Here is a 12,314-nt window from a genome sequence, read left to right as displayed (position 1 = left end):
GTATGGCGGCTCAGGCACGCCAGCACGAGACTCTCGTCATCATGCCTGCTTGGAACGAGTCGGAGGCCATCGGAAGCACTATCCAGGAAGTCTTCGAATATGGGCCGCCCTGTGACGTGCTGGTCGTCGACGACGGGTCCCGTGACAACACGGCGGCCGTAGCGAAAGCCGCCGGGGCCACGGTTCTGCAATTGCCGTTTAACATGGGTGTGGGCGGTGCCATGCGGACCGGATTCAAATACGCCAAATACCGTGGTTACACCCAGGTAATTCAGGTTGATGCTGATGGGCAGCATGATCCACGCGACATTAAGGCCGTACTCGACGGGCTCAAGAACGCTGACATTGCCATCGGCGCACGCTTCGCCGACAAAGGCGACTATTCCGTAAAAGGGCCCCGGAAGTGGGCTATGAACGTCTTGGCATGGACCATCTCGCGAATAGCCGGCACCCGCCTGACCGACGTCACTTCCGGGTTTAGGGCAGCCAATGCCAAGGCAATTCGACAGTACGTTGATCACTACCCCGCGGAATACTTGGGAGACACCATTGATTCGCTGGTTGTTGCCATCAGGTCTGGCTGCACCGTGCACCAGGTCGGGGTGTCCATGCGCGAACGTCAGGGCGGTGAGCCCAGCCATGACCCCATCAAGGCTGCCCTTTACCTTGGCCGCTCCGGGTTGGCGTTGATCTTCGCGTTGACGCGCAAGAAATCCGACCCTTCGTCCAACTAGGAATCTGACATGTCGTTTCTTATGGGAATTGTCGTCGTCGTGGCGATCCTATTTTTCGTTTTTGAAATGCTTAGGCGCCAGAAGCTACGCGAAAAATACGCAGTTCTGTGGATCATCATCGGTCTGGGGACTCTCTTGCTCGCCGCATTCCCCCGGCTGTTGGAGCTCGCCAGCACGCTGCTGGGCATCCAAGTGCCAGCCAACCTGCTCTTCATCATGACCCTTGTGCTTTTGGTTGGCGTCTGCCTTCACCTCTCGCAGGAACAGTCGCAGGCCGAGGACGAAGTCCGGATACTGGCTGAGGAAGTGGCCATCCTGAGGTCGGAAGTGGAAAACATGAAAGGGCGGCCTACCCTCACCGCTGTTCCGACGGGCACCGATGGACCCACAACACCCTGAGTTCAGGACTTTTTACGCACAGCGAAAGCGGCCACCCCTTGGGGTGGCCGCCTTCTTGTGGTTCTGCCTACCGGATAACGTGCTGAGCCAAGCGCGGCAGTGAATCGAACTTTCCGTGGCTAATCGCCTTGAGCATCAGTGAGCCGGCGTTGAGACGGGACGTCGTGTGGAAAGCAGCGGCAAGGGAAGCTCTCTTCCAGCCAAGGGCGCGGAACCTCGTCGCCTGCAGGTCGAAGAATCTCTTCTCCTCATCGAAGCGGCGCCCGTCTAGTGCCCGGACTGAAGAGTCCGACGCCGAGTGGCGGCGGTACAGGAACGACAGCGTCGGATCGATGATCATTGATCCGCCCTCAGCGGCAACATCAAGGAGGAGCGCCAAGTCCTGGACTACGTCAAGACCCTCAGTGAAGCCAATGCGGGTAACTGTTGCAGTATCCCAAGCGAGGGAGGGAAAGTATGCCCAGTCCGCGCGGACAAGGCTCGTGGCCATGGCCTCGCCGCTGAGTTCCATGCGTGCTTTTGTCTTCGGTGCGTAGACCTTTTTAACGGCGTCTACGAGCGGAGTGCACGCAATTCCCTTCTCGTCGATAACCTGAACTCCGGGCTGCACGACGTCCGCATTCGGATAGGCGGCGAAAGCGGCCGCCACGATGTCCAGATAGTTTGGCAACATGATGTCGTCGGCGCCCATGATGACCATATGCGGGGCTTCAACGAGAGTCAGAGCTTTCCGGTAATTGCCGTTGGCACCCAGGTTCTGCTCATTTTTCATATACGTTACGCGCGGATCAGTGATGGTTGAGAACCAGCGCTCCGGCTCCGGATCCGGATACCCGTCATCGATTACGATCAGGCGCCAGTCCTGGTTCTGCTGGTTCATGACGCTCTGGGCCGCCAATTTCATCTGGTCTACGTCGCCGTAGTAGGGCAGCATTACGTCAATGGCCATGGACTGGATTCCTTTCGGTGGATTTAGCCGGCGTCTAAGAAGCACGGCCCGCTCCCGGTGGCCTTAGAGGGCGGCCCAGGACGCGATCATCGTCCTACCAATCATAGGCCAGAGGAGCCGCCACCTTGGCCTTGGCGCCCCTTTGGTAGACTTGTGTGCGTTTGATCAAGCCCCGCTGGAAATAACTGAGCGGGTACACTCTGAAAGCGGTGTTCCGCCTTAATGGACTCGGTACCGACAGTCATCCCACGTGTCAGTGTCTGCATGGCCGCATACAACGGTGAGAAGCATATCCTTGAGCAGGTCGAATCAATTCTCTCGGAATTAGCGCCAACGGATGAATTAATTATCGTGGATGACTGTTCCACTGACAGTACAAAGTCCGTGATCGAACGAATCGGTGATCCCCGCATCCGGCTGATCGCTGCAGCCGTAAACACTGGATACGTACGTACTTTTGAGAGGGCCCTTTCCGAGGCCCGCGGCGAGTACGTTTTCCTGTCTGACCAGGACGACATCTGGCTTCCCGGCCGTGCGGAGCGAATGATCGCCAGCCTTGACGGAAAGAAAATGGTTGTCAGCAATTGCCGACATTTTGACGGGCCAATGGGACGGTTTCATCGGCTCCGCCTTCGGGAAAAAGATTCCACACACACTTTGCGTAACCTCACCGGGATCATTGTGGGATACCGGCTGCATTGGGGCTGCGCGATGGCCTTTCGGCAGGAATTGTCGCACAAAATACTGCCATTCCCTGCCCACATGCGGGAATCACATGACCAGTGGATAGCAATGGTCGGAATAATTAATCGTGCTATTCAGTATCTGGAAGAAGACACCATCCTGCATCGCCTGCATGGCGAGAACCTGACACCACAAGGGATCAGAAGTGCAGGGAAAATTTTGGCAGCGCGGTTGGATTTTTTCAGGAACCTCTTCATCGCGGTACGCAGACGTTTCGTCAGCTAGCAACAAGACAATATACGGCACGCCGGGAGGCACCCACGTGCCCCGAAAGCACCGAATAGGATGGCGTCCAAATTGCACCCGACTCCCAACATGCTGGATGTGGCGGCAGTAGTTTCCGCCTACCGCCCCACCGAAGAACTCGTGGCAAACGTGGCTTCCCTGAAGCAGTATCTCCAGCACGTGGTAGTGGTCGACGACGGCTCCCCCGGTGACGTGTCCGCGGTACTTACCGACGTGGAGGCTTCCGGCGCCATTATTCTGCGGATGCCGGAGAACTCGGGAATCGCTGCAGCCCTCAACGCAGGCATGAAGCGTGCACGTGAATTGTGGGAGCCTGAATGGCTGATCACCATGGACCAGGATTCCACGTTTACTGGTAACTACGTTGAAGCCGCCTTGGAGGTCGCCAGATCATCAAGTGATCCAGCCACAGTCGGCCTCGTGGCCGCACAGTTTCACAACAACATCAGGCTGCCGCTGCTTGGCGGCCCGGTCGAACCTGAAGTCTTTGATCCCATGCAGTCCGGGACGCTCATCAAAACGTCCGTGCTCGACCAGGTTGGGTATCTCGAAGAGGATTTCTTCATTGACTGCGTCGATTCGGAGTTCAATGCCCGCCTCCGTGGTGCGGGTTTCCGGGCGCTAGCCAGTGCGGGCAGCAATCTTGCTCACTCCTTAGGTGACGCCAGGCCTTTAAAGATCCTGGGCTGGCACGCCCGCATCGGCAAGAAGAAGCTGAGTGTGCACTACCACTCACCATTCCGGGTCTACTACATCACGCGAAATTCGCTGGTTCTGGTCCGCCGGTACGCCATCAGCCAGCCAAAATGGATCCTGCGCCGGCTCTACATGGAACTCCAAAGCCACATCGTTCGGTTCGTTTACGGTCCGAACCGGAAGCTCCACCTGCTGGCCTTCCTCTACGGCCTCCGGGATGCGGCCGCAAACCGGATGGGCAAGATCGATCCGCGCTTAGCGGAGCGGCTCAAGTAGCACTGACGGGCCTAAGACTCTGTGGAGACCGGGGCCCGGTGGTCATCAAGATTACGGAGTCGCCGGAGCGCCGGCAGGATCAGCCCCGCAAACAGGACGGCCTCACTGCAAGCCATACCCAAGGCAATTCCGTCCGCCCAGTTGGACATGCCGGCGGCAATCATGGTCGCCAAACCCAGTACCGCCGAAACAGCCGTCCATGCCAAAATCAGTTTTTCGCCCCCGAACGGAATCAGCAGGTTACGGGAGAAGGGTGATGCAGCTGAAATGAAGAAGAATGCCAAGCCGTAAAACAGGCATGTCAGCTGTGTGGCTTTGACGGGTGAGCCAAAGAGTATCTCTGTTGCTGTTGGCCCCAGCAAAGCCAAGAGTCCACCGCCTACCACGCCCAAGGCTACGTGCGACCAGATGGCCAGTACGTGCCGGCCGCCTTCGGGGGCTTCTCTGTGCTCCAGGACCCAGCCTTGGAATGTGTTGCCCAACGCCATCACCGAAAACAGCCCAAACCGATAGATGGTGTCAGCGGACCCGAACTGCCCTGCTGGTGCTGCGTCCACAAACCCCTGGGCAATAGGAAGCGGCGTTGCAGCGTAGGTGTTTCCGGACGCGCTGATTCCCGCAGAGGCCATCTGTGATCGTAGGGTTGCAGGAGTTTGCGCCCAATGAGTAAATGTTGACCGGCCTGCCGGTACCACCCACCGTTGAAACAGCACCAGGCTGACCGCAACGGCGAGAAGAAAAAGCAGCCCGTATAGCCAAATGGCCCCTGTCGCCAAAACCACAGGAATAGCGACCAGGCTCGCGATAACGCGGGGAATCGTGTCGAACTTGGCCAACAGGGACGGTTTCCCAAGCCCAATGCAATACCAGGCCACGGACAGGCCGCCAAGAGCTGTGGTCCATGACATCGCAACTGCCTCCAACCGCAACTCGGGGACAGCAAGCACCGCGGAAAGCAGCGATACAACGGGCAGCACCACCAGGCTTAGAAGCAGCCGGGTTCTCATGCTCTCCCGATACAGCTCGGCACGGAAACCGGGCGACTGATTCTTTGCGATCTGAACCGGCCCCAGCATGTTCCAACCCCATGCAATAACGGTCGCGCCGAATGTGCCGATGGCCTGGCCCGCCAGCAGGCTGGACCACCCGGCGTCACCAACGAGGCGCGAAAGGACAGGGAGCAACAAGAAGGGCGTCACCAGAGAGAGAAGTGGCAATCCCGTAAAGCCCAGCAGCCTGAACAGCACAGTCTTCACAGCAGCCCCAGCCCGTCGTTCAGTGATCGACCAGCGTCACTTGTTAAGGTTTCGATTACATCGCCTTCCAGCTCATCGGCATCCGGCCATGTACGGACTACTCGCCACATGCCGTAATCCGGTAAAGGGTAGCGGAGCCCTGAGAGTCCACGACGTCGGCCACTCCATTGGCTTTCAAATTAGACAGACCATCGTAGTCAATCGTCCGGCCTTCGCCGTTGTTGACCTCGCGATTACCAAAATCCAGAACGTAATCGGCGTTCAGACGATGTACTGATGAACACACAGCCGGGCTAACGCCGGCTTTGTTGAGGTTGGAAAAGACCTCCCGCGCATCATCCGATACGGCACCAAGAACGTGCGGCTGAAGGGTACGCCGTTGGGCAATCGCGTAGACGAGCGAACTGCCGTTCCACGGGTTGCCTACAATGACGGAACCCTTCGGCACCTCGTCCCGGATTCTGTTCAGAAGCCCCATCTCTGCAGTATCCAGGAGTGCTGAATCGCCGGTCAGTGCATAATTGTGCCTCGCCGAGGCTTCGGCGGCGGCAAGGTTCTGCTGCTGTGTCCCCCACACCAACAACAGGACAGTTATTACCGCAGTGGCGGTGACGCCAGTTTGCCCGGAGAGCTTTGCTCCCGCTGAGCTTTCCGCAGTCGTGCGGACCTTCGCGAACCGGCGGCTGAAGAAATCCCAGCTGCCAACTGCCCCGAGGACGGCAACCGGCAGAATTACCACAGGGAGCGCAGCAGCGAGGCGCTGCGGATCGTTGTACCAAACCCCTACAAGGAAAGTCCTGATTCGTCCCGGCTGGCCGGCTACTGCCATAAAGAAGAGGACCGTAAGTGCGAGGTAGGCACCAAGTAGCCAGTAACGTTTTGTGATGACTGCGAACACCAGCCCAAGCAGCGTACACACCATCACCACCCACGACTCCGGGCGGGCGATGCCGGAACTTGAAACGATGTTCCAGATGGCAGCGGGCGCCGACAGCACGGGCGGCCAGGTTGCTGCTGCCTCCGGCGGCCTAACCAACTTCCACAGCGCAAAGCAAACCGCGCCTGCTGCAGCGAGCATCAGGATCCGAGAGAGGCGGCTGCTCCAGAAGAATGCATGTGAGGCATTCCGGCTGTTCCACTGCCACCACCAAATGACCCCGGCCGGCGCCAAGAGGGGTATCAGGGTCATCAGGCCACTGGGGTGGGCCAGAGCCAGCCCAGGCAGCGCACCAAGAAACGCTATTCCGGCCAGTCCCGGCGTCGCCGTCTCATCGCATCCGAGCTTCAACGTTCGAATGGCAAGCGCCAGGAGGACGGGCAGAACACTGAGCGCCAAAAAGTTCGGATAGAGTACGCCGAAGTCGACCATCAGTAACGGATAGGCTCCGAAGGCCGCCGAAATCACTCCCGCAGAGACGACGGCTTCCGGCCTCCGACCCACAACTGTTTGCGCCAAGTAGACACAGCCTGTCGGCCAGACAAGGGCACCAATGCAGACGTTCAGGACATTTGCCCCAACTGGAATACTGGCTCCGCTGACTTCTACGAGTATCGAGACCAGATCGTGCCACGCTGCCGGATAAAAGGCCCCGCCAGTCATTTCGCCCACGGTCAAAGATGAACCGGAACCCTGGTCCTGAATAAATTGAACGGCGTTCATGTGGAAAACGTTGTCAAACGTTTGTGAAATTGCAGCTGGGTCCGAAATCGCAGCAATCATTCGGCCCGCCACCAAAACCCCAGCGATAGCCAGGGCTCCGCAGACTGCGACACTCTGCGTCAGGCAGTACTCAGCGGCAACCTTTTTAAGCGTCCACCACCGGCTCTTCTGTGCCAACAAGAACAGAACCCCTGTCAGGATGGTTGCTGCTACCACCGACCAGACAGACCATTCTAAACCTGCATACGGCGAGAGTACTGCGGCGGAGGCTACCAGCGAAACCGACAGAGCGGGGGCAGACGCGTACAAGGGCAAACCCCGCAGCCCCACAGTCCATCCGACAACCGCGCCAGGCGCAAACAAGATGGTCAACGCAGCACAGAACGCCGTCGCTTCCGACATCCAGGACATAAAAAACCTTACTCTTGACCGCGATTGCAGCCTGGGCGTCGCAACCGTCCCATGCAGGCGGGGCACCTTAGCCTCAGCCGACTATACTTGACGGCCCATGTCGCAGCGCCCTCGGGCCGGCTGTGCCAAGTTGCCGGGCTGGCCTGAACACGGCCCTGAAATAACGCTGGACGAGCCTTGCCGCGTAGGCTAAGCACGTGAAATATCGAGACAAGAACATTGCGAAACCCAGAACCTCTTTCCCGTACGGTCGGTTCGGTGTCGTCGCAATGTCTGTTGTTTTGGCCACGTCAGCCTGTGCGGCACCTGCACCGGGAGCAAGCGATGGCCAGCTAAGGGGTAGCCTGGTTGGCGTCGGAAACGGCTCCATGAGCGGCCTGGTGGCAGCGTGGCAGGAGGCTTGGCGGGGACCGAACCCGGCTGTGAACATAGCTTTCTCCCCAGACGGAGGAAAGGTGGGTGTGGACGCGCTAGCGAGGGAACAGGCGCACTTCGCCACGACAACCATGCCGGGCTCCGTGGAGTTGCCCCCGACGAGTCAGCCGGTGTGTGGCCAGGCAGGACCTTTGGTCCTCCCTGCGGCCGTGCTTCCGGTGGGAGTGGCGTACAACCTGCCTGGAGTTCGAAGCGTTAGGCTCACCGCTGGCATTCTGGCCAACATCTTCCTCAAGAAGGTCACCAAGTGGAATGACCCGCAAATCGTTCGAGAGAACCCGGACACCAGCCTCCCCGATCTGGAGATCAAACCCTTGCTTTCGGACAAGGACGAAGACGTAACGGAAGCCGTCACGGCCTATCTGTCGCGGGAAGCAAGCAGTGCGTGGTCCCCCGGCGTATCTTCGCGGTGGCCCGACGTTGTCGACGTACAGGACAAAACCAAACCTTTGGAGCTCGACACAACGGTTGGGGGCCTGGCGGTCCTGGACCGTGGGATCATCGGCTCCCGGTTTTCGACGGTGGCGCTACAGTTTGACGGCTCGTACCAGTCGTTCTCACCAGACTCCGTTCTTGCGGCCATTGAAGCAGGCGAGACCAACCAGGTTGCCCCTGGCGCCTTGGAGCAGCAGCTGGACGGCCAGGCCGGCTATGCCTTGGCCGTGATGGAATACGTGGTGTTGTGCCGGGAGTACGCCGAGGAGGAGACGGCGAAGCTGGCCAGTTCCTGGGGACAGGCTATATTCAGCGAAACAGGCCAACGCAATGCGAATATCTTCGCAAGCGCGTTGCCTCCAAACAGGAAAACCTCGGAGCAGGCCAAGGAATTGGTTACCGAAATCGCGGAGGGAACGGAGTGAGCGGACTTGAGCGCACGTCAGACAACACCAGCACCATGAGTAGGACGCCTGGCCTGCACCGGGATGGAACGCTAGCCGGGAGTGAAGCCAAGTCAAGTCAGCGTAAAGGCAGGAGCCTGTTCCTGAAGCTCTTTGCTCTCTTCTCGCTCGTAATTTCCCTGTGGGCATTGGCCACACCCTTGATGGCATTTCCGGATGAGCCTGCGCACACTATCAAGGCCGCCGCCGTAGTCAGGAATCAAATAACTGTTCAGGAGGGGATGTCATTTGGGCATGGCATCCATGTAAAGGTTCCTGCCTATATAGCCAATCTTGATGCCCAGAGGTGCTACAAATACCGTCCGGACACTTCAGCCGGGTGTGCACCGGTTATCCCAGCCGACGACAACTACGAGACGATTGGCGTCACCACGGCGGGTACTTATAATCCGATGTATTACTGGATCGTTGGACTTCCGAGCCTTTGGCTCACTGGTGCGCCCGCACTTTATGCCATGCGTATAGTCAGCTCGATTCTCACCGCAGCTTTTCTTGCTGCCGGCTTCACAGCGCTTTCAAGATTTTTGCGTCCACAAATTCCGATCCTGCTGGCCAGCGTCAGCATGACTCCTATGGTCCTGTTCCTTGGATCCGGAATTAATCCGAACTCTTTAGAGGTTGCAGCTACAATGGCTGCGTTCTGCGGTTTCATCGTGCTGCTCGATAACGCGCATAGACCCGAAGCAGTCATCCCGGCCGTTGTAACGGTCGTAGCAGCCTCGACGATACTGGCGAATACGCGACAGGTGTCCTTGATCTGGCTGCTGTGCGCCCTCATGGTAGGGCTCTCGTTTTATCAGCGACGGTCCATTTTCGCGGCTTTTCGGAACAAGCTTGTCCTGACAGCCGTCGCGGCCACTGTGCCGGGTGTGATTCTCGGCATTGTGTGGATACTGCTGATGCTCAACGCCCCAGCATCCGCCGGCGTTGCCCCCATCGGAATCATCAATCCGATGCCGGGAGTTCGTGCGGACCAAGGGTTTGTCACGATGCTGGACCGCTTCTTTGGCTTCTTTCCCCAGTATGTTGGGGTTATGGGGTGGCTCGATAGCCGCCTGCCGGATGCCGTGCAGATGTTCTGGAGCTTCCTCTTTGTGGTTGCACTCCTGCTCCCGGTTGCTGTCCGTCCGCTCCGGCGAACCGCTGGTTATTGGCTCGCCTTGGTACTGCTCCTTGTCATACCCGCCGCCCTCCAGGCCCAAGTCGTAACTTCCATGGGATTCATCTGGCAAGGCCGCTACAACCTGCCCCTGTTCCTGGTTCTGCTGATCTCGGCAGGAATAGCGTGCAGGCATTTGCGGATCAGCCAGTCAGAGGGGGCCCAGACAATCGGCCGCATCGTGGTGGTGGCTGCAATAGCTGTCCACGGCCTTGCTTTCGCCTACATATTGCGGCGATACGTAGTAGGCATTCGGGAACTGGCTAACTGGCAAATCATGATTACCAAGCCGGAGTGGCAGCCCCCCTTGGGGTGGCTGGTTCTGATTGCTGCCTACGTAGTACTGATGGCACTGGCTGGACATTTCCTGTTCAAATTTGTGTTCCCAGGCGCACTCCTCTTCACGCGCCCCTTCCCCGTACTCTCCGGCGAACCGAAAACGACAACTGAATCCGTCAACCTACGGTCCACCATCGCCGAAGCTCATTCCCGATCACGGACGTAGGTCTCGACTCCACGTTTGGGGAGAACGAAGGCAACGTTCATCCTAAGATCCGCGTGGCCGTCAGTTGCCTGCTCAACCGTCCCGGCGGCGTAATCGGGGCTCGATCATAGGTTCGTCGTCGCGCAGCCGCCACGCAACGTCGTAACCCTGATTTGCGAACCATTAGGAGTGGGCCTTGCCCGACCACAACCTCTGTGCTGCCGCACGGCCTCAAGCGGGCACGTACGTGACCGACGTCCCAGTGGGTCGACGGCGACGCGAGGGAGACCCGTCCAGCTGTATTGCGTTAGTCCCGCAGCTGCTGCAAAGGACTATAAGCTGTTGTCTCGATGACTAAAAGTAAAACCCTCGACACCAGCGGAGCTGCCCATCCCTCGGGTGCATGGCGGGGCTTCAATAAAACGCGGACATTCGCTGCACTTGGTTGGACCGGCGCCGCAGTGGCCCTCAGCTACATCGCGTGGTGGCGGTTGCCAGAAGACGCCCGCGGGACAATTTGGGCGGAGGACGGCGCTGTTTTTCTCAGGGAAACAGTGACCATTGGTCCGGTTGCCAGCATCGTGGAACCTTATGCGGGGTACCTCCACACAATTCCTCGCCTCATATCCGGGATCGCATACACGATCGCGCCCCTAGAGTCGTATGCCGTCCTGATGTCATTTTTGAGTTGTGCTGTCGTTGCCTGCATATCGCTCGCGGTATTCCAGCTGTCCGCTGCCCTGGTTGCCAGCCGCCCGATTCGCCTCATGTTTGCCATGATTCCGGTTTTCGTTCCTGTTGGGCCCCTCGAAGTTCTTGGCAATGCTGCCAATTTGCATTGGTATGTCTTGTGGCTGGTTCCATGGCTGCTTATCTACCGGCCTTCCCGGTGGGGAGCCAAAGTTATTCTCTTCGTCGTTGCCTTGGGCTCCGCAACCACCGAAATCATTTCTGCGATCTTTCTGCCCCTCGCCCTCTGGCAATGCTTTCGAGCCAAGAACTACGCAGCCGCAATGGGAATGTTCGCAGGCCTCGCTTGCCAACTTGTCGCCACGGCGAGCAAGCCCCGCTATTCTTCCCTGCCACCTGTGGATTCGATAGAGCCGCTGTCAGTCTTTTATGGCTTCGGGCTGCAGTCCATGACCTCGCTGTGGGAGACAGACAAGCGCAGTGTCGCCTCCGGCATCGTAAACTTCGGCGCCTACTCTGTTCTCATTCCCGTCGCCGTCATTGTGTGCCTTCTTATTTACGTACTGGCATTCGGGAGCCTCAAATGGAAAGTCGTAGCCGCGTCATCATTCTGTGCTGCAGCAATTTGCTGGACCGCAGCCGTCGTGCTCAACACCACTCCGGAGATAGACTTTGCTAACTTCACGGAGCAGGATTGGCTCGGAAGGTTCACATTCTTGCGGTACGCCGCTGCTCCCTCGATGTTTCTGCTCGTCCTGGTTCCGGCTGCCTGGGCTGTGGCCACCGAGCGCGCAGGCACCACAGGATGCAAGGAGACGTCCCGGGCCTTCCTGGCACCCGCTGTGCTCCTAGTCTTCTTATCAGTGAACTATTTCCCATCTCTGCCCTCGCGGGCCGGAGGGCCTGAGTGGAAAGAGTTCCTGACGCTGGCCCGCACCGACTGCACGGAAAATAGTGAGCCGCGCGAAGCCGCAATTCCGATCTCGCCCACGCTCTGGTACGCGGTCCTGCCATGTGAGGTCATTTTGACCCGCTAACAACGCGAGGCCTCGAATCGATGCGGCAGACCGATATCCTTCGATAAGCATGCGGTGCATCGAAAATATCGGCGCACATTCCGTACTACCTGGCCCTGGTATGTGCGAAGGCTCGTGGCCATCCGGCGTGAGCGTGCCAATCAATCACTCTGACCGGGTCCCCACTCAAACTGCCATGATCAAGCCGTGAATGAGCCAACCTGGTTGATAACCAACGTGCCACCTCAGTTATCAACCCG

The 12,314-nt window shown here is 58.5% G+C and carries 10 protein-coding genes; 7 read left to right on the top strand and 3 right to left on the bottom strand.

The genetic code is table 11. The annotated features are described in order from the left end of the window. Positions 1-2 precede the first annotated feature (2 nt). Positions 3-734 carry a glycosyltransferase family 2 protein gene (locus tag ABIB45_RS00685; RefSeq protein ID WP_354213962.1) on the top strand — a complete coding sequence of 244 codons (732 nt, stop codon included), beginning with the start codon at positions 3-5 and terminating at the stop codon, positions 732-734. 9 nt (positions 735-743) lie between these two features. Continuing rightward, positions 744-1,133, top strand: a complete 390-nt coding sequence (locus ABIB45_RS00680) for a DUF2304 domain-containing protein (RefSeq protein ID WP_354213961.1) — start codon at positions 744-746, stop codon at positions 1,131-1,133. Between the two features lie 67 nt (positions 1,134-1,200). Here the strand turns inward: ABIB45_RS00680 and ABIB45_RS00675 are convergent, their stop codons facing one another. Further along, the gene (locus ABIB45_RS00675) at positions 1,201-2,082 is read right to left on the bottom strand and encodes a glycosyltransferase family 2 protein (RefSeq protein ID WP_354213960.1); all 882 of its coding nucleotides are present in this window, start codon (positions 2,080-2,082) and stop codon (positions 1,201-1,203) included. A 222-nt stretch (positions 2,083-2,304) separates the two neighbouring features. On the opposite strand from ABIB45_RS00675, the gene ABIB45_RS00670 reads away from it, so the two are divergent. Further along, a complete protein-coding gene (locus tag ABIB45_RS00670) occupies positions 2,305-3,051 on the top strand; it encodes a glycosyltransferase (RefSeq protein WP_354213959.1) in 747 nt (248 codons plus the stop codon). Between the two features lie 72 nt (positions 3,052-3,123). Continuing rightward, positions 3,124-4,044, top strand: a complete 921-nt coding sequence (locus tag ABIB45_RS00665) for a glycosyltransferase (protein ID WP_354213957.1) — start codon at positions 3,124-3,126, stop codon at positions 4,042-4,044. Positions 4,045-4,055: 11 nt separating this feature from the next. Here ABIB45_RS00665 and ABIB45_RS00660 read toward each other — a convergent pair whose 3' ends face one another. Continuing rightward, entirely contained in the window at positions 4,056-5,300 is a 1,245-nt protein-coding gene (locus ABIB45_RS00660) for a polysaccharide biosynthesis protein (protein WP_354213955.1), read from the bottom strand. A 97-nt stretch (positions 5,301-5,397) separates the two neighbouring features. Continuing rightward, on the bottom strand, positions 5,398-7,371 hold the full coding sequence (locus tag ABIB45_RS00655; RefSeq protein ID WP_354213954.1) for a DUF6541 family protein: 1,974 nt from the start codon (positions 7,369-7,371) through the stop codon (positions 5,398-5,400). Between the two features lie 269 nt (positions 7,372-7,640). Here ABIB45_RS00655 and ABIB45_RS00650 point away from each other — a divergent pair, with 269 nt between their 5' ends. From ABIB45_RS00650 to ABIB45_RS00640, 3 genes are all read left to right on the top strand, one after another. Next, positions 7,641-8,666 (top strand): substrate-binding domain-containing protein, encoded by a 1,026-nt coding sequence (locus tag ABIB45_RS00650; protein ID WP_354214403.1) that lies wholly within the window; start codon positions 7,641-7,643, stop codon positions 8,664-8,666. Continuing rightward, positions 8,663-10,369: a DUF2142 domain-containing protein gene (locus ABIB45_RS00645; protein WP_354213953.1), complete on the top strand. Its 1,707-nt coding sequence runs from the start codon at positions 8,663-8,665 to the stop codon at positions 10,367-10,369. The genes ABIB45_RS00650 and ABIB45_RS00645 overlap by 4 nt, the downstream gene beginning before the upstream one ends. Before the next feature lie 329 nt (positions 10,370-10,698). Then, positions 10,699-12,075 (top strand): hypothetical protein, encoded by a 1,377-nt coding sequence (locus ABIB45_RS00640; RefSeq protein WP_354213952.1) that lies wholly within the window; start codon positions 10,699-10,701, stop codon positions 12,073-12,075. The last annotated feature ends 239 nt before the right edge of the window (positions 12,076-12,314 follow it).

This window comes from Arthrobacter sp. UYCo732 (assembly GCF_040547265.1).
Taxonomy (GTDB): domain Bacteria; phylum Actinomycetota; class Actinomycetes; order Actinomycetales; family Micrococcaceae; genus Arthrobacter.
Note: the sequence above shows the minus strand (reverse complement) of the source record. Positions and strands in the feature narration are given on the sequence as shown.